This is a genomic window from Streptomyces sp. NPDC096048 (genome assembly GCF_044763415.1).
Lineage (GTDB): Bacteria > Actinomycetota > Actinomycetes > Streptomycetales > Streptomycetaceae > Streptomyces.
In genome coordinates this window covers 311,360-333,640 of sequence record NZ_JBIWGG010000009.1, presented here as the reverse complement: position 1 = coordinate 333,640, position 22,281 = coordinate 311,360, and the positions used below count along the sequence as shown (strand labels likewise).

The 22,281-nt window shown below is 70.9% G+C and carries 20 protein-coding genes; 1 reads left to right on the top strand and 19 read right to left on the bottom strand.

Features of this window, described 5'->3' with window-relative positions; genetic code table 11:
- Positions 1-7: 7 nt before the first annotated feature.
- The 6 genes from carB to pyrR all read right to left on the bottom strand — a co-directional run bounded on the left by carB (position 8) and on the right by pyrR (position 7,965).
- Positions 8-3,316, bottom strand: a complete 3,309-nt coding sequence (carB, locus tag ACIQ6R_RS26155; protein ID WP_404223743.1) for a carbamoyl-phosphate synthase large subunit — start codon at positions 3,314-3,316, stop codon at positions 8-10.
- Complete coding sequence (gene carA / locus ACIQ6R_RS26150) at positions 3,309-4,451, bottom strand: glutamine-hydrolyzing carbamoyl-phosphate synthase small subunit (RefSeq protein WP_404223741.1); 1,143 nt, start codon at positions 4,449-4,451, stop codon at positions 3,309-3,311. Before carA ends, carB begins: the two co-directional genes overlap by 8 nt.
- Complete coding sequence (locus tag ACIQ6R_RS26145; protein WP_404179372.1) at positions 4,448-5,014, bottom strand: hypothetical protein; 567 nt, start codon at positions 5,012-5,014, stop codon at positions 4,448-4,450. The genes carA and ACIQ6R_RS26145 overlap by 4 nt, the downstream gene beginning before the upstream one ends.
- The gene (locus ACIQ6R_RS26140; protein ID WP_404179375.1) at positions 5,011-6,297 is read right to left on the bottom strand and encodes a dihydroorotase; all 1,287 of its coding nucleotides are present in this window, start codon (positions 6,295-6,297) and stop codon (positions 5,011-5,013) included. The genes ACIQ6R_RS26145 and ACIQ6R_RS26140 overlap by 4 nt, the downstream gene beginning before the upstream one ends.
- A gap of 4 nt (positions 6,298-6,301) precedes the next feature.
- Entirely contained in the window at positions 6,302-7,282 is a 981-nt protein-coding gene (locus ACIQ6R_RS26135) for an aspartate carbamoyltransferase catalytic subunit (protein WP_404179378.1), read from the bottom strand.
- Between the two features lie 113 nt (positions 7,283-7,395).
- On the bottom strand, positions 7,396-7,965 hold the full coding sequence (gene pyrR, locus ACIQ6R_RS26130; RefSeq protein ID WP_121745901.1) for a bifunctional pyr operon transcriptional regulator/uracil phosphoribosyltransferase PyrR: 570 nt from the start codon (positions 7,963-7,965) through the stop codon (positions 7,396-7,398).
- 297 nt (positions 7,966-8,262) lie between these two features.
- Between pyrR and bldD the strand changes: the two genes are divergently transcribed.
- Positions 8,263-8,766, top strand: coding sequence for a transcriptional regulator BldD (gene bldD, locus ACIQ6R_RS26125; protein ID WP_007447547.1), 504 nt, complete (start codon positions 8,263-8,265; stop codon positions 8,764-8,766).
- 210 nt (positions 8,767-8,976) lie between these two features.
- On the opposite strand, the gene nusB is transcribed toward bldD, so the two are convergent.
- From nusB to ACIQ6R_RS26060, 13 genes are all read right to left on the bottom strand, one after another.
- The gene (gene nusB / locus ACIQ6R_RS26120; protein ID WP_055415925.1) at positions 8,977-9,411 is read right to left on the bottom strand and encodes a transcription antitermination factor NusB; all 435 of its coding nucleotides are present in this window, start codon (positions 9,409-9,411) and stop codon (positions 8,977-8,979) included.
- 2 nt (positions 9,412-9,413) lie between these two features.
- Positions 9,414-9,980: an elongation factor P gene (gene efp / locus ACIQ6R_RS26115; protein ID WP_404179382.1), complete on the bottom strand. Its 567-nt coding sequence runs from the start codon at positions 9,978-9,980 to the stop codon at positions 9,414-9,416.
- A gap of 68 nt (positions 9,981-10,048) precedes the next feature.
- Complete coding sequence (locus ACIQ6R_RS26110) at positions 10,049-11,155, bottom strand: aminopeptidase P family protein (protein WP_404179385.1); 1,107 nt, start codon at positions 11,153-11,155, stop codon at positions 10,049-10,051.
- Positions 11,156-11,356: 201 nt separating this feature from the next.
- Positions 11,357-12,271, bottom strand: coding sequence for a Pro-rich N-terminal domain-containing protein (locus tag ACIQ6R_RS26105; protein ID WP_404179388.1), 915 nt, complete (start codon positions 12,269-12,271; stop codon positions 11,357-11,359).
- Between the two features lie 161 nt (positions 12,272-12,432).
- The gene (aroB, locus tag ACIQ6R_RS26100) at positions 12,433-13,524 is read right to left on the bottom strand and encodes a 3-dehydroquinate synthase (RefSeq protein WP_404179391.1); all 1,092 of its coding nucleotides are present in this window, start codon (positions 13,522-13,524) and stop codon (positions 12,433-12,435) included.
- A complete protein-coding gene (locus ACIQ6R_RS26095; protein ID WP_404223864.1) occupies positions 13,521-14,003 on the bottom strand; it encodes a shikimate kinase in 483 nt (160 codons plus the stop codon). The genes aroB and ACIQ6R_RS26095 overlap by 4 nt, the downstream gene beginning before the upstream one ends.
- Positions 14,004-14,035: 32 nt before the next feature.
- Positions 14,036-15,220 (bottom strand): chorismate synthase, encoded by a 1,185-nt coding sequence (aroC, locus tag ACIQ6R_RS26090; RefSeq protein ID WP_404179394.1) that lies wholly within the window; start codon positions 15,218-15,220, stop codon positions 14,036-14,038.
- 207 nt (positions 15,221-15,427) lie between these two features.
- On the bottom strand, positions 15,428-16,267 hold the full coding sequence (locus ACIQ6R_RS26085; protein ID WP_404223739.1) for a shikimate dehydrogenase: 840 nt from the start codon (positions 16,265-16,267) through the stop codon (positions 15,428-15,430).
- Positions 16,248-17,963: an endolytic transglycosylase MltG gene (mltG, locus tag ACIQ6R_RS26080; RefSeq protein ID WP_404223737.1), complete on the bottom strand. Its 1,716-nt coding sequence runs from the start codon at positions 17,961-17,963 to the stop codon at positions 16,248-16,250. Before mltG ends, ACIQ6R_RS26085 begins: the two co-directional genes overlap by 20 nt.
- Positions 17,964-18,093: 130 nt before the next feature.
- Positions 18,094-18,558: a Holliday junction resolvase RuvX gene (gene ruvX, locus ACIQ6R_RS26075; RefSeq protein ID WP_404223735.1), complete on the bottom strand. Its 465-nt coding sequence runs from the start codon at positions 18,556-18,558 to the stop codon at positions 18,094-18,096.
- 86 nt (positions 18,559-18,644) lie between these two features.
- Positions 18,645-21,317 carry an alanine--tRNA ligase gene (gene alaS / locus ACIQ6R_RS26070; RefSeq protein WP_404223734.1) on the bottom strand — a complete coding sequence of 891 codons (2,673 nt, stop codon included), beginning with the start codon at positions 21,315-21,317 and terminating at the stop codon, positions 18,645-18,647.
- Positions 21,317-21,673, bottom strand: coding sequence for a hypothetical protein (locus ACIQ6R_RS26065; protein WP_404179409.1), 357 nt, complete (start codon positions 21,671-21,673; stop codon positions 21,317-21,319). The genes alaS and ACIQ6R_RS26065 overlap by 1 nt, the downstream gene beginning before the upstream one ends.
- Positions 21,674-21,680: 7 nt before the next feature.
- Positions 21,681-22,133: a DUF948 domain-containing protein gene (locus ACIQ6R_RS26060; RefSeq protein WP_404179412.1), complete on the bottom strand. Its 453-nt coding sequence runs from the start codon at positions 22,131-22,133 to the stop codon at positions 21,681-21,683.
- Between the last annotated feature and the right edge of the window lie 148 nt (positions 22,134-22,281).

The following is a 22,281-nucleotide window of genomic DNA, read 5'->3' as shown; positions in this document are numbered from 1 at the left end:
GGGGCTGCTAGTCGCGGGCCGCGGTCAGGAATTCCGCGTGTTCCTGGAGCGAGCGCACTCCCACGTCGCCGTGGTTGAGGGCGTCGATGCCCTGGACCGCCGCGGCGAGCGCCTGGACCGTCGTCAGACACGGCACCGAGCGGGCCACGGCAGCCGTACGGATGTCGTAGCCGTCGAGGCGGCCGCCGGTGCCGTACGGGGTGTTGACGATGAGGTCGACCTCGCCGTCGTGGATCAGCTGGACGATGGTCTTCTCGCCGTTCGGACCGGTGCCCTCGGACTGCTTGCGCACGACGGTGGCGTTGATGCCGTTGCGGCGCAGGACCTCGGCGGTGCCGGAGGTGGCCATCAGCTCGAAGCCGTGGGCGACCAGCTCGCGGGCCGGGAAGATCATCGAGCGCTTGTCGCGGTTGGCGACCGAGATGAACGCCCGTCCCTTGGTCGGCAGCGGCCCGTAGGCACCCGCCTGCGACTTGGCGTACGCCGTGCCGAAGACGGAGTCGATGCCCATGACCTCGCCGGTGGAGCGCATCTCCGGGCCGAGGACCGTGTCGACGCCGCGGCCGTGGATGTCCCGGAAGCGGGACCACGGCATCACGGCCTCCTTGACGGAGATCGGCGCGTCCAGCGGCAGCTCGCCGCCGTCGCCGGTGGCCGGGAGCAGGCCCTCGGCCCGCAGCTCGGCGATGGTCGCGCCGAGCGAGATGCGGGCGGCGGCCTTGGCCAGCGGCACCGCGGTCGCCTTCGAGGTGAAGGGGACGGTGCGCGAGGCGCGCGGGTTGGCCTCCAGGACGTAGAGGATGTCCCCGGCCAGCGCGAACTGGATGTTGATCAGGCCGCGCACGCCGACACCCTTGGCGATGCCCTCGGTGGAGGCGCGCAGCCGCTTGATGTCGAAGCCGCCGAGCGTGATCGGGGGCAGGGCGCACGCCGAGTCGCCGGAGTGGATGCCGGCCTCCTCGATGTGCTCCATGACGCCGCCGAGGTACAGCTCCTCGCCGTCGTACAGGGCGTCGACGTCGATCTCGATCGCGTCGTCCAGGAACCGGTCGACCAGGACCGGACGGGACGGGCTGATCTCGGTCGACTCGGCGATGTACGCCTCCAGGCGGGTCTCGTCGTAGACGATCTCCATGCCGCGTCCGCCGAGGACGTAGGAGGGCCGCACCAGGACCGGGTAGCCGATCTCGTCGGCGATGGCCTTGGCCCCGGCGAAGGTGGTGGCGGTGCCGTGCTTGGGGGCGGGCAGGCCGGCCTCCGCGAGGACCCGGCCGAAGGCGCCCCGGTCCTCGGCGGCGTGGATGGCCTCGGGCGGGGTTCCGACGACCGGCACGCCGTTGTCCTTGAGCGCCTGCGACAGGCCGAGCGGGGTCTGGCCGCCGAGCTGGACGACCACGCCCGCGACCGGACCGGCCTGCTGCTCCGCGTGGACGATCTCGAGCACGTCCTCCAGGGTGAGCGGCTCGAAGTACAGCCGGTCGGAGGTGTCGTAGTCGGTGGAGACGGTCTCCGGGTTGCAGTTGACCATCACGGTCTCGTACCCGGCGTCGCTGAGCGCGAAGGAGGCGTGGACGCAGGAGTAGTCGAACTCGATGCCCTGGCCGATGCGGTTCGGGCCGGATCCCAGGATGATCACCGCGGGCTTCTCGCGGGGTGCGACCTCGGTCTCCTCGTCGTAGGAGGAGTAGAAGTACGGCGTCTTCGCGGCGAACTCGGCGGCGCAGGTGTCGACCGTCTTGTAGACCGGGCGGATGCCGAGCGCGTGCCGGACCTCTCGGACGACGTCCTCGCGCAGACCGCGGATCTCGCCGATCTGCTGGTCGGAGAAGCCGTGCCGCTTGGCCTCGGCGAGCAGGTCGACGGTCAGCTCGGGAGCGTCGGCGAGTTCGTCGGCGATCTCCTTGATGAGGAAGAGCTGGTCGACGAACCAGGGGTCGATCTTCGTGTACTCGAAGACCTCCTCGGGCGTGGCGCCCGCGCGGATGGCCTGCATGACGGCGTTGATCCGGCCGTCGGTCGGCCGGACGGCCTCGCGCAGCAGCTCGCCCTTGTCGCCGGGCTCGCCGACGAAGGTGAACTGGCTGCCCTTCTTCTCCAGCGAGCGCAGCGCCTTCTGGAAGGCCTCGGTGAAGTTACGGCCGATGGCCATGGCCTCGCCGACCGACTTCATGGTGGTGGTCAGCGTGGAGTCCGCGCTCGGGAACTTCTCGAAGGCGAAGCGCGGGGCCTTGACGACCACGTAGTCGAGGGTCGGCTCGAAGGAGGCCGGGGTCTCCCGCGTGATGTCGTTCGGGATCTCGTCCAGGGTGTAGCCGACGGCGAGCTTGGCCGCGATCTTGGCGATCGGGAAGCCGGTCGCCTTGGAGGCGAGCGCCGAGGAGCGCGACACGCGCGGGTTCATCTCGATGACGATCACGCGACCGTCCGCGGGGTTCACCGCGAACTGGATGTTGCAGCCGCCGGTGTCGACGCCGACCTCGCGGATGATCGCGATGCCGACGTCGCGCAGCACCTGGTACTCGCGGTCGGTCAGCGTCATCGCGGGCGCCACGGTGATCGAGTCGCCGGTGTGGACGCCCATGGGGTCGAAGTTCTCGATGGAGCAGACGACCACGACGTTGTCGTTCTTGTCGCGCATCAGCTCCAGCTCGTACTCCTTCCAGCCGAGGATGGACTCCTCCAGGAGCACCTCGGTGGTCGGCGAGAGGGTGAGGCCCTGCCCGGCGATGCGGCGCAGTTCCTCCTCGTCGTGGGCGAAGCCGGAGCCGGCGCCGCCCATGGTGAAGGAGGGACGGACGACGACCGGGTAGCCGCCGAGCTCCTCGACGCCCTTGAGGACGTCGTCCATGGAGTGGCAGATGTAGGAGCGGGCCGACTCGCCGTGGCCGATCTTCTTGCGGACCTCCTCCACGACGTCCTTGAAGAGGTCGCGGTCCTCGCCCTTGTTGATGGCCTCCACATTGGCGCCGATCAGCTCGACGCCGTACTTCTCCAGGACGCCGTTGCCGTGCAGCGAGATGGCGGTGTTGAGCGCGGTCTGGCCGCCCAGGGTGGGCAGCAGCGCGTCGGGCCGCTCCTTGGCGATGATCTTCTCGACGAACTCGGGGGTGATCGGCTCGACGTAGGTGGCGTCGGCGATCTCCGGGTCGGTCATGATCGTCGCCGGGTTGGAGTTCACCAGGACGACGCGCAGGCCCTCGGCCTTGAGCACGCGGCACGCCTGGGTGCCGGAGTAGTCGAACTCGGCGGCCTGGCCGATGACGATCGGGCCGGAGCCGATGACCAGGACGGACTGGATATCGGTGCGCTTAGGCACGCTGGCCCTCCATGAGCTTCACGAAGCGGTCGAACAGGTAGGCGGCGTCGTGCGGGCCGGCCGCCGCCTCGGGGTGGTACTGGACGCTGAAGGCCGGCTTGTCGAGGAGCCGGAGGCCCTCCACCACGTTGTCGTTGAGGCAGACGTGTGAGACCTCGGCGCGGCCGTAGGGGGTGTCGGAGACCTTGTCGAGCGGGGCGTCGACGGCGAAGCCGTGGTTGTGCGCGGTGACCTCGACCTTGCCGGTCGTACGGTCCTGCACCGGCTGGTTGATGCCGCGGTGGCCGTACTTCAGCTTGAAGGTGCCGAAGCCGAGCGCGCGGCCCAGGATCTGGTTGCCGAAGCAGATGCCGAACAGCGGGGTGTCGCGCTCCAGGACGCCCCGCATCACGGAGACGGGGTGGTCGGCGGTGGACGGGTCGCCGGGGCCGTTGGAGAAGAACACGCCGTCCGGGTTGACGGCGTAGACGTCCTCGACGGTGGCCGTGGCGGGCAGGACGTGCACCTCGATGCCGCGCTCGGCCATGCGGTGCGGGGTCATGCCCTTGATGCCGAGGTCGACGGCGGCGACGGTGAACTTCTTCTCGCCGATCGCCGGGACGACGTACGCCTCGGTGGTGGCGACCTCGGCGGAGAGGTCGGCGCCGGTCATCTCGGGGGCTTCCTGGACGCGGGCCAGCAGTGCGGCGTCGTCCCGGATCGCGTCGCCGCTGAAGATGCCGACGCGCATGGCGCCGCGCTCGCGCAGGTGGCGGGTGAGGGCGCGGGTGTCGATGCCGGAGATGCCGACGACGCCCTGGGCGGCCAGCTCCTGGTCCAGCGAGCGCGTGGAACGCCAGTTGGAGGGCACGCGCGCGGGGTCGCGCACGACGTAGCCGGAGACCCAGATCTTCTTGGACTCCATGTCCTCGTCGTTGACGCCGGTGTTGCCCACGTGCGGGGCGGTCATCACGACCACCTGGCGGTGGTACGACGGGTCGGTGAGGGTCTCCTGGTAGCCGGTCATGCCGGTGGAGAACACGGCTTCGCCGAACGTGGCCCCCACGGCCCCGTAGGCACGGCCGCGGAAGGTCCGGCCGTCCTCCAGGACGAGTACGGCGGGAGCCTTGCCGGCTCCCCGGGTGGAGGTCGTCATCGCGCGCCTTCCGTTTCCGTCTTGTTGATCATGTCGTTCAGTGTTTCGACCCACTCGTTGTGCTCGGCCGCGTGGTCGGAGCGGAAGCCGGAGTCGATCATCTTGTCGCCGTGCGCCCAGGTCACCACGAGCAGTCCGCCCTCGGTGAGCACCTTGCCGGCGATGCCCTTGTCGAGCCGGGCCTCGCGCAGGGCGGCTACGGGGACGAAGAAGTCGCTCGCGCCGGGGCGTACGACGTCCAGTCCCGCGTCCGTCAGTGTCAGCTCGACCCGGCTGCGGGTGCCCAGGCCGTGCGCCACGATGCGGTCCAGCCAGTGCCCGGCGGTGGTGGAGCCGTGGTAGCGGCCGCTCATCGTCAGTCTCGCCCCGCCGGGCGAGTCGGGCGCGGTGGGCAGTTCCGGCAGGTCGCCCTGGAGGGTGCCGCGCCACTTCCAGCCCTCGCGCATCAGCCAGTAGACGAGCGCGACGAACAGTCCGAGGCCGACGACCCAGCCGACGCGGGCGGCCCAGTCGGTCACTTCCGCCGATTCCTTCTCGGCGGCCAGCAGGATTACAGGTGTCACGTGAGCTTCCCGTCGACGAGCGTGGCCTTGCCCCGCAGCCACGTGTGCGTCACACGGCCCGGCAGCTCGCGGCCCTCGTACGGGGTGTTGCGGCTGCGCGAGGCGAAGCCCGCGGGGTCCACCTGGCCACGGTATGCCGTGTCGACGAGGGTGAGGTTGGCGGGCTCACCAGCCGAGACGGGACGGCCGTGCCCGGTGGCCTGTCCGATCTGCGCGGGCTTGAAGGACATGCGGTCGGCGACGCCGGCCCAGTCCAGCAGGCCCGTGTCCACCATGGTCTCCTGGACCACCGACAGCGCGGTCTCCAGGCCGACCATGCCCATGGCGGCGGCGGCCCACTCGCAGTCCTTGTCCTCGTGCGGGTGCGGGGCGTGGTCGGTGGCGACGATGTCGATCGTGCCCTCGGCGAGCGCCTCGCGCAGGGCCATGACGTCGCGCTCCGTGCGCAGCGGCGGGTTGACCTTGTAGACCGGGTTGTAGGACCGGACCAGCTCGTCGGTGAGGAGCAGGTGGTGCGGGGTGACCTCGGCGGTGACGTCGATGCCGCGGGACTTGGCCCAGCGGACGATCTCGACGCTGCCGGCCGTCGACAGGTGGCAGATGTGGACGCGGGAGCCGACGTGCTCGGCGAGCAGCACGTCCCGCGCGATGACCGACTCCTCGGCGACGGCGGGCCAGCCGCCGAGGCCCAGCTCGGCGGAGACGACGCCCTCGTTCATCTGGGCGCCCTCGGTGAGCCGGGGCTCCTGGGCGTGCTGGGCGACGACGCCGTTGAAGGCCTTCACGTACTCCAGGGCGCGGCGCATGATGACGGCGTCGTGGACACACTTGCCGTCGTCGGAGAAGACGGTGACGCCGGCCGCGGACTCGTGCATGGCGCCCAGCTCGGCGAGCTTGACGCCGTCCAGGCCGACGGTGACGGCGCCGATGGGCTGCACGTCGCAGTAGCCGGACTCCTGACCGAGCCGCCACACCTGCTCGACGACACCGGCCGTGTCGGCGACCGGGAAGGTGTTGGCCATGGCGAACACGTTGGTGTAGCCGCCGCTCGCCGCCGCGCGGGTGCCGGTCAGCACGGTCTCGGAGTCCTCGCGGCCGGGCTCGCGCAGGTGGGTGTGCAGGTCGACCAGGCCCGGCAGCAGCACCTTGCCGCCGGCCTCGACGACCTCCGCGCCCTCGGCGCTCAGACCCGTGCCCACCTCGGCGATCGTCGCGCCGTCGATCAGCACGTCCTGCGGTTCGCCGCCCAGCACCTTCGCACCGCGGATCAGGATCTTGCTCATGTTCTTACTTCTCCTCGGTGGGACGGGCGTGGGTGACGGCGGGCTCGGCACCGCCGAGCAGCAGGTAGAGGACGGCCATCCGGACGGAGACGCCGTTGGTGACCTGTTCGACGACGGTGCAGCGGTCGGAGTCGGCGACCTCGGCGGTGATCTCCATGCCGCGGACCATCGGGCCGGGGTGCATCACGATGGCGTGGTCGGGCATCTTCGCCATGCGGTCGCCGTCGAGGCCGTACCGGCGGGAGTACTCGCGCTCGGTGGGGAAGAAGGCGGCGTTCATGCGTTCGCGCTGCACGCGCAGCAGCATCACCGCGTCGGACTTGGTCAGGGTGGAGTCGAGGTCGTAGGAGACCTCGCAGGGCCAGGTCTCGACGCCGACCGGCAACAGGGTGGGCGGGGCGACGAGGGTGACCTCGGCGCCCAGGGTGTGCAGCAGGTCGACGTTGGAGCGGGCGACCCGGCTGTGCAGGATGTCGCCGACGAGGGTGATCCGGCGTCCGTCCAGGTCCTTCCCGAGACCGGTGTCGCGGCCGACCAGGCGGCGGCGCATCGTGAAGGCGTCCAGCAGGGCCTGGGTGGGGTGCTGGTGGGTGCCGTCCCCGGCGTTGACGACGGCCGCGTCGATCCAGCCGGAGGTGGCCAGGCGGTACGGGGCGCCGGAGGCACTGTGCCGGATGACGACGGCGTCGACGCCCATGGCCTCCAGCGTCTGGGCGGTGTCCTTGAGGGACTCGCCCTTGGAGACGCTGGAACCCTTGGCGGTGAAGTTGATGACGTCCGCGGACAGGCGCTTCTCGGCGGCCTCGAAGGAGATCCGGGTCCGGGTGGAGTCCTCGAAGAAGAGGTTGACGACGGTACGGCCGCGCAGGGTCGGCAGTTTCTTGATCGGCCGGTCGGCGACCCGGGCCATCTCCTCGGCGGTGTCGAGGATCAGGATGGCATCGTCGCGGGTGAGGTCGGCGGCCGAGATGAGATGACGCTGCATCTGTGAGGCTCCGTAAGGCGATTCAGCGGAAGAGCGGGATAATTCGGGCGGCCGGGTACGCGTGCGGGCGCACCGAGCGGGCGTACGGCAGGGCTGGACGCGTACGCGGAGTGCTAGGGGTGGGCGCCCGGGGCGGCCGGCTTGGCACCGAGCAGCACGGTGTCGCGACCGTCCTCCTCGGCGAGCTGGACCTTGACCGTCTCCCGCAGCGACGTGGGGAGGTTCTTGCCGACGTAGTCGGCGCGGATGGGCAGTTCGCGGTGGCCGCGGTCGACGAGGACGGCGAGCTGCACCGCGCGCGGGCGGCCGATGTCGTTCAGCGCGTCGAGGGCGGCGCGGATGGTGCGGCCGGAGAAGAGCACGTCGTCGACGAGGACGACCAGGCGGCCGTCGATGCCGTCGCCGGGGATCTCGGTGCGGGCCAGCGCACGCGGCGGGTGCATGCGCAGGTCGTCGCGGTACATGGTGATGTCGAGCGAGCCGACCGGAATCTTGCGCTCGGTGATCTGCTCGAGCTTGTCGGCGAGCCGCCGGGCGAGGAAGACGCCGCGGGTCGGAATGCCGAGGAGCACCACGTCGTCGGCGCCCTTGGCGCGTTCGACGATCTCGTGGGCGATGCGGGTGAGGACCCGCGCGATGTCGGGCCCTTCGAGAACGGGCCGGGCTTCTTGCTGCTTGTCCATAAGAAACGGACCTCCTTCTCCGCCTCACGGGACGGACCTTAAAGGACGTCGGATATGCGCCACCTACGGTATCAGGCTCACAGGGCCGTCCTGCCGACCCCCCGGACACTCCCCCGTCACCCTTTTGCCGCACTCGCGTCACCCGCTCGGCGTAACGGATGGCGGATACCACGGAAGAGTCGGTGCGGACCATTCGGCTTGACGCAGGAGAGTAACGCTGCGTAACCTCACAGTGAGTTACCAGCCGCGCGGTTCGCAACACAGCAGGCCGCGTCGACACCTTGTCCGGGGAGCCATATGTCCAGCGAATACGCCAAACAGCTCGGGGCCAAGCTCCGGGCCATCCGCACCCAGCAGGGCCTTTCCCTCCACGGTGTCGAGGAGAAGTCCCAGGGCCGCTGGAAGGCCGTCGTGGTCGGTTCGTACGAGCGCGGCGACCGCGCCGTGACCGTGCAGCGCCTCGCCGAGCTGGCGGATTTCTACGGCGTTCCCGTGCAGGAGCTGCTTCCCGGCACCACCCCTGGCGGTGCCGCCGAGCCGCCGCCGAAGCTGGTCCTCGACCTGGAGCGGCTGGCCACGGTGCCGGCCGAGAAGGCGGGCCCGCTCCAGCGATACGCCGCCACGATCCAGTCGCAGCGCGGTGACTACAACGGCAAGGTGCTCTCGATCCGCCAGGACGACCTGCGCACACTCGCCGTCATCTACGACCAGTCGCCCTCGGTCCTCACCGAGCAGCTGATCAGCTGGGGTGTGCTGGACGCGGACGCGCGCCGTGCGGTGGCGTCCCACGAGGAGCTCTGAGCCGCAGCCGCCTCAGCAGAAACGTGCCGCCGGGGTGGCCGGAACCATGCGGTTCCGGCCACCCCGGCGGCTTCTTGTGTGCTCGGGCCGTGTGCGCGGGCCTCAGGGCGACACGGGGAGACGTGGGCAGACACGCCGGAGGGCCCGCAGCAGGCGCGCTGCGGGCCCTCCGGCGTGGTTGGGCCTCTCCCGGGGCCTTGGGGGCCTCTCTCAGCTCTCGTCGCGACGCAGCGAGGGCTTGAGGTCCTTGAGCCGGCCGAGCAGGCCGTTGACGAACGCGGGCGACTCGTCCGTGGAGAACTCCTTCGCCAGCTGCACCATCTCGTCCAGGACGACGGCGTCCGGGGTCGCGTCGACCCAGATCAGCTCGTACGCGCCCAGACGCAGGATGTTGCGGTCGACGACCGGCATGCGGTCGAGCGTCCAGCCGACCGAGTACTGGGCGATGAGCTCGTCGATGCGCTTCGCGCGCTCGGCGTAGCCCTCGACCAGCTCCATCGTGTACTCGCTCACCGGCGGCTGCCGGGTGTCGGACCGGGCGTGCCGGACCCAGTCGGCGAGGACCGTCAGGACGTCGGCGCCGCGCTGATCGCCCTCGAAGAGGATCTGGAAGGCGCGCTTGCGGGCCGTGTTGCGGGCAGCCACGGTTAGCTGTTCACCCGGCCGAGGTAGTCGCTCGAGCGGGTGTCGACCTTGATCTTCTCACCGGTGGTGATGAAGAGCGGGACGTTGATCTGGTGACCGGTCTCCAGGATGGCGGGCTTGGTGCCGCCGGTGGAGCGGTCGCCCTGGACGCCCGGCTCGGTCTCCTGGATGGTGAGCTCGACGGCGGCGGGCAGCTCGACGAAGAGCACCTCGCCCTCGTGCTGCGCGACGGTGGCGGAGAAGCCCTCCACCAGGAAGTTGGCGGCGTCGCCGACGGCCTTGCGGTCGACGTGCAGCTGGTCGTAGGTCTCCATGTCCATGAAGACGAAGTAGTCGCCGTCCATGTACGAGAACTGCATGTCACGCTTGTCGACAGTGGCCGTCTCGACCTTGACGCCGGCGTTGAAGGTCTTGTCGACGACCTTGCCGGAAAGCACGTTCTTGAGCTTGGTGCGCACGAAGGCGGGGCCCTTGCCGGGCTTGACGTGCTGGAACTCGACGACGGACCAGAGCTGGCCGCCTTCGAGCTTGAGCACCATGCCGTTCTTGAGGTCGTTCGTGGAAGCCACGGTTGCGGAATCTCCTGGACTGGACTGACGTGGACGACCCCGGTGCGGGCAGGCGCGCAGCGCGAAGGCTAGAGCGCGAGCAGCTCCTTGGTCGTGATGGTGAGTAGCTCGGGTCCGCCGTCCGCCTCGGGGCGTACGACGAGCGTGTCATCGATCCGGACCCCGCCCCGACCCGGGAGGTGGACCCCCGGTTCGACGGTGACCGGCACACAAGCGTCCAGTTTACCCATGGCCGCGGGGGCCAACTGCGGGTCCTCGTCGATTTCGAGTCCGACACCGTGACCGGTGAGCGTCGGAAGGTTCTCCGCGTACCCGGCCGAGTCCAGTGCCTGGCGGGCGGCGCGGTCCACGTCGCGGCAGGCGGCGCCGGGCGCGAGGGCCTCCCGGCCGGCCCGCTGGGCCGAGAATACGAGGTCGTACAGCTCGATCTGCCAGTCGGCCGGCGAGGTGCCGATGACGAAGGTACGGCCGATCTCGCAGCGGTAGCCGCGGTAGGTCGCGCCCAGGCAGACGGAGAGGAAGTCGCCCTCCTCCACGCGCCGGTCGGTGGGCCGGTGACCACGACGCCCCGAGTTCGGGCCCGTGCCGACGGAGGTGGGGAAGGCGGGCCCGTCGGCGCCGTGGTCGACCAGTCGGCGCTCCAGTTCCAGGGCGAGGTGCCGTTCGGTACGGCCGACCAGGATCGACTCCAGGAGTTCACCGAGCGCCTGGTCGGCGATCTCGGCGCCGATGCGCAGGCAGGAGATCTCCTCCTCGTCCTTGACCACCCGAAGCTGCTCGACCGCCTGGCCGAGGTCGGTCAGACGCAGCCGGGGCGCGACCGAGCGCATGGCACGGTGCCGGACCACGGTGAGGTGGTGGTCCTCCGTGGCGAGGGATTCGGTGCCCTGGGCCGCGGCGAGGCCGGTGGCCGCGACGGCCGGGTCGCCGCCGGGTCCGGGCAGCGCGCGCACCGGCAGGGACTCGTCGGCCCGGCCCTCCGCCGACCTGTCGTCCGGCGGGCCGGAGCAGACCAGGAGATCCTCGGTCTCGCCCAGCAGCAGTACGGCGCCGTGCGGGGCCGCGCCCGCGAGATAGCGCACGTTGGCGGGCCGGGAGACGAGCGCCGCCGCGCTGCCGCCCGCGTTGCAGCGTTCTCGTAGGCGCGTCCGGCGGGCCGCGTACACCTCTGACATGAACCGAGCGTATGAGCTGCGCTGCGGTGGCGCCGCTCGGGAGAGGCCGAGTGGGGAGGTGCGTGTGTGTACGCCGGTGCGCCGACCGGGGTGGGGCTTGTCGTTGTGGGCGTCCACCGGCCGGTGGGGGCTTGTCGCGCCCCGCGGCGGAGCCGCGTGTCGATACCGCCCCGCGCCCCCGAGTCGGCACACTCCCCTCTGTTACCAGTTCGGCGGGCTGGCTATCGAGCGGGACAGGACCTCGTCCAGGAGGCGAGCCGTCTCGGGGACGTCGAGCTGGGAGTTGTCGATGATCGGAAGACCCGAGCCGTACCAGCCGGCCATCCGGCCGTGGATGCGGGCGACCTCCTCGTCGGTGAGGCGCCGGTTGCCGCTGCGTTCGGCGTTGCGCTCCAGGACGATGTCCAGGCCCGGCAGGAGGACGACCGGGAGCAGGCCGGGGCCGACGTGCCGCTTCCAGCCGCCGAGGCCGACGACCGGGCGGTCCGGGAAGACCGCGTCGTCGAGGATGCACGAGATGCCGTTGGCGAGGAAGTTGCGTGCGGAGAAGCCGCAGGTGCGGCGGGCGAGGCGGTACTGGGCCTCGCTGTTCTCGTTCCACCCGGTCTGGGGGTCGGCGAAGCCGGAGCGGACCCATTCGCGGACGTCGTCGAGGCTGATGTGCGCGGTGGGGACCCGACGGTGGTCCGCCCAGTACTTGGCGACGCTGGTCTTGCCGGCACCCGCGGGGCCGATGAGCAGCACCGCGAGGGTGGTCGTGGTGGGGTCGGGCGCGGCGGCCGTGGCCGGGGGCACGCTGGGCACGGCCACGGGGCCGCCGGGCGGCAGCGGTACATGGCCGGTGGCGTCGGGCACGGGCGCGACGGGGGCCGCCTGGTGCGGACGCGGAGCCTGGTGCGGACCCGGGGCCGGCGCCTGCTGGGGAGCCGCGGCGGGCGGGACCTGCTGCGGCGCCACGGGGGGCGGGGCCTGCACGGGATATCCCGGCGCAGGCGGAGGAACGGGGGCGGAACCCTGGTGGGGGCCCGGGTGGTGTGCGGCCGGGGACCAGCCGACGGCCGGTCCGTGCCCCGGCTGATGGGGCGGCGGCAGCGGAGAACCCACTGCGTGCTGCATCCGGTGCCACTCCGTCTCGTACAGGCGATGGGCGCTGACAGCGGGACGGGGCCCGCTTGCTACCGAACGGTACCGCCCCCGGCCGTCGTTTGGTGAACGGTCGGGGGCGGTCCGAAGTGCCCGTCTCGCAAGGCGAATCGGACGGAAGGTACGCCGGGGTACTACTCGCCCACCTCGCCGTAGGCGGCGAGGAGGACGGCCGGGTCGGGGCCCTCCAGGACGGTGGGCTTGGCGAGACCGTCGAGGACGATGAAGCGCAGCAGGTCGCCGCGGGACTTCTTGTCGACCTTCATGTTCTCGACCAGCTTGGGCCACTGGTCGTGGCGGTAGTGCAGCGGCAGGCCGACGGCTTCGAGGATGCTGCGGTGGCGGTCGGCGGTGGCGTCGTCCAGGCGGCCCGCGAGGCGGCCCAGTTCGGCGGCGAAGTGCATGCCGACGGAGACCGCGGCGCCGTGGCGCCACTTGTAGCGCTCGTTCTTCTCGATGGCGTGGCCGAGGGTGTGGCCGTAGTTGAGGATCTCCCGCAAACCCGCCTCCTTCAGGTCGGAGGAGACGACCTCCGCCTTGACCCTGATCGAACGCACGATCAGCTCGGAGGTGTGCGGTCCGGCCGGGGTGCGCGCGGCCTGGGGGTCGGACTCGATCAGGTCCAGGATCACCGGGTCGGCGATGAAGCCGGCCTTGATGACCTCGGCGAGCCCGGAGACGTAGTCGTTGACCGGGAGGGAGTCCAGCGCGGCCAGGTCGCACAGGACACCGGCCGGCGGGTGGAAGGCGCCGACGAGGTTCTTGCCCTCGGCGGTGTTGATGCCGGTCTTGCCGCCGACGGCCGCGTCCACCATGGCCAGCACGGTGGTGGGGACGGCGATCCAGCGCACGCCGCGCAGCCAGGTCGCGGCCACGAAGCCCGCCAGGTCGGTGCTGGCACCGCCGCCCACCCCGACGATGACGTCGGTGCGGGTGAAGCCGGACTGGCCGAGCGCCTTCCAGCAGTAGGCGGCGACCTCGGCGGTCTTCGCCTCCTCGGCGTTGGGCACCTGGATGGCGATCGCCTCGTAGCCCTGCCCGGCGAGGTCGGCGCGCAGGGCGTCGCCGGTCTCGGCGAGGGCCTCGGGGTGGATCACCGCGACCTTCTTGGCCCTCGGGCCGATCAGAGCACCGAGTTCACCCAGGAGCTGACGGCCCACCAGGACCTCGTAGGGGTCGGATCCCGCGGTGCCGCCGACCTGGATCCGGGTGACTGCCTCGCTCATGCTTCTTTCAACTCCAGTGCGTCGATGGCGGCTCGGGTGACTTCTTCCGGCGTACGCCCATCGGTGGCCACGACGACCGTGGCGACCTCCTCGTACAGGTGGCGGCGGGCCTCCATCAGCTCGCGCCACTGTCTGCGCGGGTTGACCGCCAGCAGCGGCCGCGCGGCGTTCAGGCCGGTGCGTTTGACGGCCTCCTCGACGTCCATCGAGAGGTAGACGACGCGCTGCCCGGCGAGCAGGCCGCGGGTGTCCGCGTCCAGGATCGCGCCGCCGCCGAGGGCGAGGACGCCGTCGTGCTCGGCGAGCGCCCGGTGCACGGTCTGCTTCTCCAGGGCCCGGAAGGCCGCCTCGCCCTCGTCGACGAAGATGTCGGCGACGGTGCGCCCCTGCCCGGTGACGATGTCCTCGTCCGTGTCCCGGTAGCCGACGCCGAGCCGGTCGGCCAGCAGCTGTCCGACGGTGGACTTGCCGACGCCCATCGGGCCGACGAGGACGATCAGCGGGGCCCCGGTCACCGGATGGCCAGGTTGTCGAGGTACGAGGTGACGTTGCGGCGGGTCTCGGCCACGCTGTCGCCGCCGAACTTCTCCGCCACCGCGTCCGCCAGGACCAGGGCGACCATCGCCTCGGCGACGATGCCGGCGGCGGGCACGGCACACACGTCGGAGCGCTGGTGGTGGGCCTGCGCGGCCTCGCCGGTGGCGACGTCCACGGTCTGCAGCGCCCGCGGCACGGTCGCGATCGGCTTCATGGCCGCCTTCACGCGCAGCAGCTCGCCGGTGGTGAGACCGCCCTCGGTGCCGCCGGAGCGGCCGGACGCCCGCTTGATGCCGTCGGGGCCGGTGAGGATCTCGTCGTGTGCCTGGGAACCGGGCACCCGGGCCAGTCCGAAGCCGTCGCCGACCTCGACGCCCTTGATGGCCTGGATGCCCATGAGGGCGGCGGCCAGCCGGGCGTCCAGCCGGCGGTCCCAGTGCACGTGCGAGCCGAGCCCGACCGGGACGTGGTAGGCCAGCACCTCGACCACGCCGCCGAGGGTGTCGCCGTCCTTGTGCGCCTGGTCGATCTCGGCGACCATCGCCTTCGAGGCGTCCGCGTCCAGGCAGCGCACCGGGTCGGCGTCCAGCTTCTCCACGTCCGCCGGCGTCGGGTACACGCCGTAGGGAGCCTTGGCGGCGGCCAGCTCGACGACGTGGCTGACGACCTCGATGCCGGCCGTCTCCTTCAGGTACGACCGCGCCACCGCGCCCAGCGCCACCCGGGCGGCGGTCTCCCGCGCGGAGGCGCGCTCCAGGATCGGCCGGGCCTCGTCGAAGCCGTACTTCTGCATGCCCGCGAGGTCGGCGTGGCCGGGGCGGGGGCGGGTCAGCGGGGCGTTGCGCGCCAGACCGGCCAGCACCTCCGGGTCCACCGGGTCGGCGGACATGACCTGCTCCCACTTGGGCCACTCGGTGTTGCCGACCATGACCGCGACCGGGGAACCGAGGGTGAGCCCGTGCCGGACGCCGCCGAGGAAGGTGACCTCGTCCCGCTCGAACTTCATCCGCGCGCCGCGACCGTAGCCGAGCCGCCGCCTCGCCAGGTGGTCCGCGACCATGTCCGTGGTGATCGGCACGCCGGCGGGCAGACCCTCCAGCGTCGCGACGAGTGCGGGACCGTGGGACTCCCCCGCGGTCAGCCAGCGCAACCTGCTCAACGGTGCTCCTCAGTGCTCGCGCCCCGGTTATGCCCTGCGTACGCGTCTTCTCCGCGTACGGCGACGGCGTGTCCGGGTGCGCGGGCCCCGGTCCGCCACCTCCGATCCTCCCACGTCCAGTCGCCCGGCCCGGCCGCCGGTCCATCTGGCGGACGGGTGCGCGGACGCCAAACGTCGCCGCGGGCACGCACGAGGGCCGGAGGGACGCTAACGGTCCGCGAGGGCGCGCTCTCCCGCGCGGCGCATGGCGGCGAGCGGGGCCGGGGCGCGGCCCGTCATCTGCTCGACCTGCAGCACCGCCTGGTGGAGCAGCAGGTCGAGTCCGCTGACGACGGCTCCGCCGTACGCCGACCAGCGGGCGGCGAGAGCGGTCGGCCACGGGTCGTAGAGCACGTCGAAGAGGGTCGCGGGCATCTCGGGGACGGCCGCGGCGAGGGCGTCGGTGGTGCCGGCCGGCGTGGTGGCCACCACCAGCGGGGCGCGCAGCGCCTCCTCGGCGTCCGCCCAGTCGGCGATGCGTACGGCGACGTCCAGCCGCTCGGCCCAGCCCCGCATCTCGGCGGCGCGCGCCTCGCTGCGTACGTAGACGGCGACCTCGCCGGTGCAGATCCGGGCCAGCGCGGCCAGCGCGGAGGAGGCGGTGGCGCCGGCGCCGAGGACCGCCGCGGTCTCGACCTTCTCGATGCCGTGTTCGCGCAGGGCGGCGACGATGCCGGGGATGTCGGTGTTGTCGCCGGTCCTCCGGCCGTCCTCGGTGAGGACCACGGTGTTCACCGCGTCCACGGAGGCCGCGGTCTCGGTGATCTCGTCGAGCAGCGGGATGACCGCCCGTTTGAGCGGCATGGTCAGCGACAGCCCCGCCCAGTCGGGGCCCAGCTGCTCGAAGAAGCCCGGCAGCGCCTCCTCGTCGACGTCGAAACGGTCGTACGTCCAGCTCGCGAGACCCAGCTCGGCGTAGGCGGCGCGGTGCAGTGCCGGGGAGAGGGAGTGGGCGATCGGGGAGCCGAGTACGGCTGCTCGGCGATGGTCAGTTGCCCGAGCTGGCATCGAACTTTTCCTTCAGCTTCAGGAACTCATCGTGCGTCTTGGCGAATTCGGTCTTGCTCACGCCGTCGGTCGCCACGAAGTACATCCAGCCGTCGTTCGTGGGTGCGAGCGCCGCCTGCAGTGCCTCTGCGCCGGGGTTGCCGATGGGTCCGGGCGGCAGGCCCTTGTTGGTGTAGGTGTTGTACGGGTCCGGGTTGCTGTTGATCTCGGACTCGCTGATGCGGATCTTGCTCTGGCCCTTCAGGTAGTTGAAGGTCGAGTCGAACTGGAGCTCCTGGTTGGTCTCCGTGTTGGTGGGCTTGAGCCGGTTGTAGATGACCTCGGACATCCTGCGGAAGTCGTCGTGGGTCTTGCCCTCCGCCTGCACCAGGCTCGCCACGGTGAGCAGCTGCCATGGCCCGTCGAGGCCGAGGCCTTCCGCCTTCTCCGCGAGTCCGATCTTCTCGTACTGCTCGGTCGCCCGCGCCACCATCTGCTTCAGCACGTCCTCGGGCTTCTGCCCCTTGGTCGCCGAGTAGCTGGACGGGTAGAGGAATCCTTCCAGCGGGTCCTTCACGTTCTTGTGGTTCATCGCCCAGTCGGGCAGGCCGAGACTCTTCCACTCGGTCTTGGCGACGCCGGCCGTGGTGCCCTCGTCCACCCCGAGCCGCTTGTCGATCATCTTGTAGACGTCGACGTTGCGCTTGCCCTCGGCGATGATCAGGTTGCTGCGGCTCTTGGGGTTGAGCAGGAGTTCGACCGCGCTCTCGGCCGACATCTCCTTCTGCAGCGTGTACGCGCCGTCCTGGATGCTCTTGCCGCGGGGGTTGCTCTGCTGGGCGGCGATGAAGGCGTCGACGCTCTTCACCACGCCCTTCCGCTTCAGCTCCTGGCCGATGGTCGAGCCGCCCGCGCCCTTGGGGATGGAGACGGTCACCTGCTCGCCGTTGCCGTCGCCCGCGTAGTCCGGGGCGGCGCCGAAACGATCCTGGTAGAACTGGTAGCCGAAATAACCGACTCCTGCCACGCCGCCGCCGAGCACCAGGCAGACCACGAGGCACGCGACTCCGTTGCGGCCCTTCTTGGGCTTGCCGCCCCGGCCGCCCCTCCGGTCACCGCGGCCGCGACCGCCGGAGTCGTCGTCCTCTCCGTCCACGTCCCCGCCCGCGAAGAAGGCGTGCTCGCCCTCGTCGGGACCGGGGTCCCAGTCGGTGCGCTCGAGATCGGGCTCGGTGCGCCGGCGCGCGGGCGGTTCCGGCGGCGGGTACGCCTCCGGGGTGCCGTAGAAGTCCGGCTGCTCCGCGCCATAGGCGGCGGACTGCTGGCCGTAGGGGTCCGACGGGTCGGCGGGGTACTGCGCGTGGGGATGCGCGCCGGTGCCCCAGCCGCCGTTGTCGTAACTCTGCTGGGGCTGTGCCTGAGGGGCGTACTGCTGCTGGTCGTACCGCTGCTGACCGTACTGGTCGTACTGCGGCTCTGGGTGCTGCTGACCGTACTGGTCGTACTGCGGCTGCTGACCGTACGCGGACTGGCCGCCGTCGCCCCAGTCGCCGTACTGCTGCTGCGACTGCTGCTGCTCCGGATACTGCTGTGGCTGGCCGCCGTAGGGGGACTGCTGACCCGTGTGGGCCTGCTGTCCGCCCCATCCGCCGTCCCCGTACAACGGGTCCTCCGGATGCCACGGTTCGGAGCCTGGGCCCCGGCCATACTCAGTCATCGATCCCCTAGAGCCGCGAGGCGACGGGATGTGCCCGACCTCGCATGTAGGGCCGGCTTCCGTTCCACCTCTTGCTGTGCGGTGGCTGTTCGAATGCCTCCGCATCGCGCGGAACGTTACCGTATCGCGATCAGATGACCACTTCGACGCCCTCGCCGGGCGCTCTGCCTGACACCCGTTCGGATTCCAGTGCCTGCTGGAGGATGATCACAGCGGCGGCCTGGTCGATGACGGACCGGCCCTTCTTGGACTTCACTCCCGAGGCACGCAGTCCCTGACTGGCGGTCACCGTCGTCATCCGCTCGTCGACGAGCCTGACCGGGACCGGCGCGATGCCCTGAGCCAGTTCCCGCGCGAAGCCCCTGACCTTGGCCGCGGCCGGGCCCTCGCCCCCCTTGAGGGAGCGTGGGAGACCGACGACGACCTCGATCGGCTCGTACTCCTCGACCAGCCCGCGCAGCCGCCGGTGCGCCGCCGGGACGTCGCGGCCGGGGACGGTCTCCACCGGGGTGGCCAGGATTCCGTCGGGGTCGCAGGAGGCGACCCCGATACGGGCGTCCCCGACGTCGATCGCCAGACGGCGACCCCGGCGCATGACCGGGCCGTCCGTACGATCATCCGTCCGGCGGTCCGCCCGTTGGTCCATCCGGCCGTCGTCCCTCCGGCCGCTCGCGGCGTCGCTCACTTGGCGCTGTCCGCCACGAGGCGCTCGACGGCGTCGACGGCGTCACCGATGGCGGCCGGGTTCTGGCCGCCGCCCTGGGCGACGTCCGGCTTGCCGCCACCGCCGCCGCCGAGGGTCTTGGCGGCGGTGCGCACCAGGTCACCGGCCTTGAGACCGCGCTCGCGGGCGGCGTCGTTGGTGGCGATGACGGTGAGGGGCTTGCCGTTGACGGTGGTGAACAGGGCGACGACGACGGCCCGGCCGCCCTGGATACGGCCGCGCACGTCGAGGACCAGCTTGCGCAGGTCGTCGGCGGTGGTGCCGTCCGGGACCTGCCCGGTCACCAGGGCCACGCCGTGCACGTCCTTGGCGGAGTCGGCGAGCGAGCCGGCGGCCTGGAGGACCTTCTCGGCGCGGAACTTCTCGATCTCCTTCTCGGCGTCCTTGAGCTTGCCGAGCATCGCGGAGACCTTCTCCGGGAGCTCCTCCGGGCGGCCCTTGATCAGCTCCTGGAGCTGGGCGACGACCGTGTGCTCACGGGCGAGGAAGTTGTAGGCGTCCACGCCGACCAAGGCCTCGATTCGGCGCACGCCGGAGCCGATGGACGACTCACCGAGCAGCTTGACCAGGCCGAGCTGGGCGGTGTTGTGCACGTGGGTGCCGCCGCACAGCTCCTTGGAGAAGTCGCCGATGGTCACGACGCGCACCCGCTCGCCGTACTTCTCGCCGAACTCGGCGATGGCGCCCTGCTTCTTGGCCTCGTCGATGCCCATGACGTCGGCGCGCACGTCGAGGTCGCGGGCGAGCACCTCGTTGATCTTCTGCTCGACGTCGGTCATCACGGCCGTCGGAACGGCGGACGGCGAGCCGAAGTCGAAGCGGAAGCGGCCGGGCTGGTTCTCGGAGCCGGCCTGGGCGGCCGTCGGGCCGAGGGCGTCGCGCAGGGCCTGGTGGGTGAGGTGGGTGGCCGAGTGGGCGCGGGCGATGGCCTTGCGGCGGCGGTCGTCGATGGAGGCCTGGGCCTTGGCGCCGACGGTGACCTCGCCGACCTGGACGACGCCCTTGTGGACGTACACCCCGGGGACCGGCTTCTGGCAGTCGCGGACCTCGATGACGGCACCCGTGTCGACCTTGATCCGGCCGGTGTCGCCGATCTGGCCGCCGCCCTCGGCGTAGAACGGGGTGCGGTCGAGGACGATCTCGACCTCGTCGCCCTCGGTGGCGGCCGGGGAGGAGGCGCCGTCGACGAGGATGCCGACGATTCGGGACTCGCTCTCGGTGTCGCTGTAGCCGACGAAGTCGGTGGCACCGGCCTGGTCGGCGATCTCGCGGTAGGCGCCGGTGCCGGCGTGGCCGGTCTTCTTGGCCTGGGCGTCGGCCTTGGCGCGCTCCCGCTGCTCCTTCATGAGGCGTCGGAACCCGTCCTCGTCCACGGAGAGCCCCTGCTCGGCGGCCATCTCCAGGGTGAGGTCGATCGGGAAGCCCCAGGTGTCGTGGAGCAGGAAGGCCTTGTCGCCGGCGAGGACGGCACCACCGGCGGCCTTGGTGTCACTGACGGCGGTGTCGAGGATGTTGGTGCCGGCCTTCAGCGTCTTCAGGAAGGCGTTCTCCTCGGCGAGGGCGACCTTCTCGATCCGCTCGCGGTCGGTGATCAGTTCGGGGTACTGCTGCCCCATCATCTCGATCACGACGTCGATCAGGTCCTTGACGACCGGACCGGTGGCGCCGAGCAGCCGCATGTTGCGGATGGCACGGCGCATGATGCGGCGCAGCACGTAGCCGCGGCCCTCGTTGCCGGGGGTGACGCCGTCGCCGATGAGCATCACGGAGGTGCGCATGTGGTCGGTGACCACGCGCAGGGAGACGTCGGAGGCGTGGGCGTCGCCGTAGGCCACGCCGGTCAGGTCGGTGGCCTTCTTGATGACGGCCATGGAGGTGTCGATCTCGTACATGTTCTGCACGCCCTGCAGAATCATGGCGAGCCGCTCCAGGCCGAGGCCCGTGTCGATGTTCTGGCTCGGCAGGTCCCCGAGGATCTCGAAGTCCTCCTTGCCGATGCCCTCGCCCCGCTCGTACTGCATGAAGACGAGGTTCCAGATCTCCACGTACCGCTCGTCGTTGACGGCGGGGCCGCCCTCGACGCCGAACTCGGGGCCGCGGTCGTAGTTGATCTCGGAGCACGGTCCGCAGGGGCCGGGGACGCCCATGGACCAGTAGTTGTCCTTCTTGCCGAGGCGCTGGATGCGCTCGGAGGGGACGCCGACGACGTCGTGCCAGATGCGCTCGGCCTCGTCGTCGTCCTTGTAGACGGTGATCCACAGGCGCTCGGGGCCGAGGCCGTAACCGCCCTTGTCCTGGGGGCTGGTGAGCAGCTCCCAGGCGTACTTGATGGCGCCTTCCTTGAAGTAGTCGCCGAAGGAGAAGTTGCCGCACATCTGGAAGAACGTGCCGTGCCGCGTGGTCTTGCCGACCTCTTCGATGTCCGGCGTGCGCACGCACTTCTGCACGCTGGTGGCGCGGTCGAAGGGCGGCTTGACCTCACCCAGGAAGTAGGGCTTGAAGGGCACCATGCCGGCCGGGACCAGCAGCAGAGTCGGGTCGTCCGCGATGAGCGACGCCGAAGGGACGACGGTGTGACCGCGCTCCTCGAAGAAGCTCAACCAGCGGCGACGAATCTCGGCCGACTCCATCAGTGGTCCTCATTCCGGTTGTACGAGTACGTCGCCCTGACGTCGACGACGGACTTCGGGTTGTCGCGGTTCTCGATGGCGTTGTGACGCCGGGGTTCGGGGAGTTCACGGTCGACGGGGGCGTTCAGCCCGAGCGCGTCGTCCAGTTCGGCCTCCCGCTGGGCCATGTTCTCGCGGACGTCGAGTGCGAAGCCCACCGCGCGGTCCTTGAGCCGGGTGCCCGCGTCGAGCGCCTTGTTCGCCGCGGTCGCGGCGAGGCTGTCGGGGGTCAGCTGCTTGAGCTTCCGGTTGACCTTGGTGGTGGCCCACACGCCGGCGGCGACGCCGGTGCCGAACCAGAACGTACGGCGGAACATCGCTGGATCAGTCCTTCTTCCGCTTCGTCCGCCGCGCCACCGGGATCGTACGGCCGACGATCACGGTGCGCCGCGGCTCCTTGGCCGGGCCCGCGGGCACGCCCTCCTTGCGACCGCCGAGTGCCCGGCGCACGCCGTACCCGAACGCGGCGACCTTGACCAGAGGGCCGCCGAAGGTGGAGGCCACGGTGGTGGACAGCGCGGAGGCGTTCGACGTGACCTCCTGGACGTCCGAGGCGATCGCGTCGACCCGGTCGATCTGGGTCTGCGCGGAGCGCACCGCCGAAGAGGCGTCGGACAGCAGCGGCACGGCCTGTTCGGTCACGTCCGCCACGAGCTTGGTGGTCGCCCTGAGCGTCTGGGCCAGCCTCGCCAGTGCGACGGCGAGGAAGGAGACCAGGATCGCCCAGAAGACGGCCACCAGGATCCCGGCCACCTCGCCACCGGACACTGTGTGCACCCGCTCCCTGAAAGACGTACCTGAACATCGGGAAAGTCGTTCACCGAGCCTATCGCGCCGGGCGCGGGGCTCCGTACCGGATTACCGGCCGCGCGCGGCGCAGCGCGGTGGAATCGCGAGAAGCGATTGTACGGAGTGAATTCGGTTC